We start from the raw sequence: 1,506 nt of genomic DNA on the forward strand, positions 1-1,506 counted from the left end.
ACTACGTTTTCGATGTGTCGGACACCGGGGTTCGCCGCAATTCCCGTGACCCGGAGGTGTGGCAGCTCGGTCCCGATTTGGTGCAGCCGGTTTCGGAAATGTTGAACAAGACCTATGGCATCAGCGGAGAGCGTGTCAGCCAGCAGCTTGCGGACATTGCAGGGAAACTGGTGGCAGATTACTGGGACAACAACAGCGAGGACATCCGTGCCATCGTTGACGGCTCGCTGCTGATGGATTATGATGAAGCCGGGGTGGAGATGCAGTTCAAGTCCGCCGCCGCCATCAGCGTCACCTACACGCTGCTGGAACGCTGCGGCTTTGAGCCGGCGGGCTGGTTCGATAAGGATGACTTTCAAGCCATCCACGATTTTTCCACCCCGGATGCCGTTTTTGCCCTCGGCGCAGCCGTCAGCGACATGAGCCGGGAGGTGCTGCGGAACATCGAGCGCACCGTGAAAACTACCATCCGCCGCCGCAATGCAGAAAGGAGCCAATATGAATACGAACAGCAGGAACGTGACTTACTCGACCGTCGGGGACTACCAGCTCCCGAACCTGATCCTGAACCCGCCCCGGAAGCCGCTGGGCAAGTACGGCAGGCTGCGCCGGACCTACCTGAAGGAGCAGCGCCCAGTGCTGTACCACACGATGCTCCTGTCGGGGAGCTTGTACCCGCATCTGATGGAGGTGGAGCAGACGGCAGAGAGCCGGATGCAGCAGATGATGGCCGAACTGCTGAAGCAGAACCCGGCCCCGGACAAAGCGCAGAACCAACTGATGTGGGTGCAGCACATGAACAGCCTGAAAGCGCAGGCAGAGGAACTGGTGATGACGGAGCTGATTTACAGCTAAGTTTTCTGGATGCGCCCATCCCCACCGAAGCCCAGCAAATTGAAAAAATCGACCGAGCGGAGAGCGAAAAAACGCCCTCCGCTTTTGTTTTGTCGCAGGCTGAAATTGAGAACGAGCTGCGGCGGCATGGTTCAGGGTTTGCCGGCGGCAAACAGCGCATTATGGCGCTGTACCAGACCCAGCCTGACCGCAAACTCCGTGCCAAAGCACTGGCAAAGGAGTACGGCATTGGTGGGCACTCCTACGATTTTCTGGACGGAAGCTGGGGTTTTGTGAATCACGACTGGAAGGGACTGGAATTTGACCATTACCCCGACCACCAGAAAATCACTCTGAAATGGGCACAGGTGGAAAAGTATATCGACCTGATGATCCAATCCGACCGCTACCTGACCGATGAGGAAAAAGAGCAGCGTACCACTGTACAGGAAGAAAACGGCTACAAAGTCGGTGACGATGTAATGGTTGATTTGCCCACTGGAACCATCGAGGGCACCATTGGCTATATCGGCGAAACGGATGTTCGCATCGACACCAGCGCACACGGACAGTCGTGGGATAACGAAGTTATCAACAAACGACAATTCGAGGACGGTCTGCGGCAGAATGAACCTAGCCAGCGTGTGGATGAAATGCTGGAGCAGGCAGAAA

Annotated in this window: 2 protein-coding genes and 1 pseudogene; 2 read left to right on the top strand and 1 reads right to left on the bottom strand. The window is 56.6% G+C overall.

Annotation, left to right across the window (positions count from 1 at the left end):
• A pseudogene (locus F3G95_RS13670) lies at positions 1-368 on the bottom strand (hypothetical protein); the annotation flags it as partial.
• Positions 369-498: 130 nt separating this feature from the next.
• Between F3G95_RS13670 and F3G95_RS13675 the strand changes: the two are divergent.
• Complete coding sequence (locus F3G95_RS13675) at positions 499-855, top strand: TnpV protein (protein WP_149795381.1); 357 nt, start codon at positions 499-501, stop codon at positions 853-855.
• Positions 783-1,506, top strand: a 724-nt coding sequence (locus F3G95_RS13870) for a hypothetical protein (protein ID WP_188117564.1), incomplete at its 3' end; no start/stop codon positions are given. The genes F3G95_RS13675 and F3G95_RS13870, both read left to right, overlap by 73 nt.

This window comes from Faecalibacterium sp. Marseille-P9312 (genome assembly GCF_902497445.1).
Lineage (GTDB): Bacteria > Bacillota > Clostridia > Oscillospirales > Ruminococcaceae > Faecalibacterium > Faecalibacterium longum.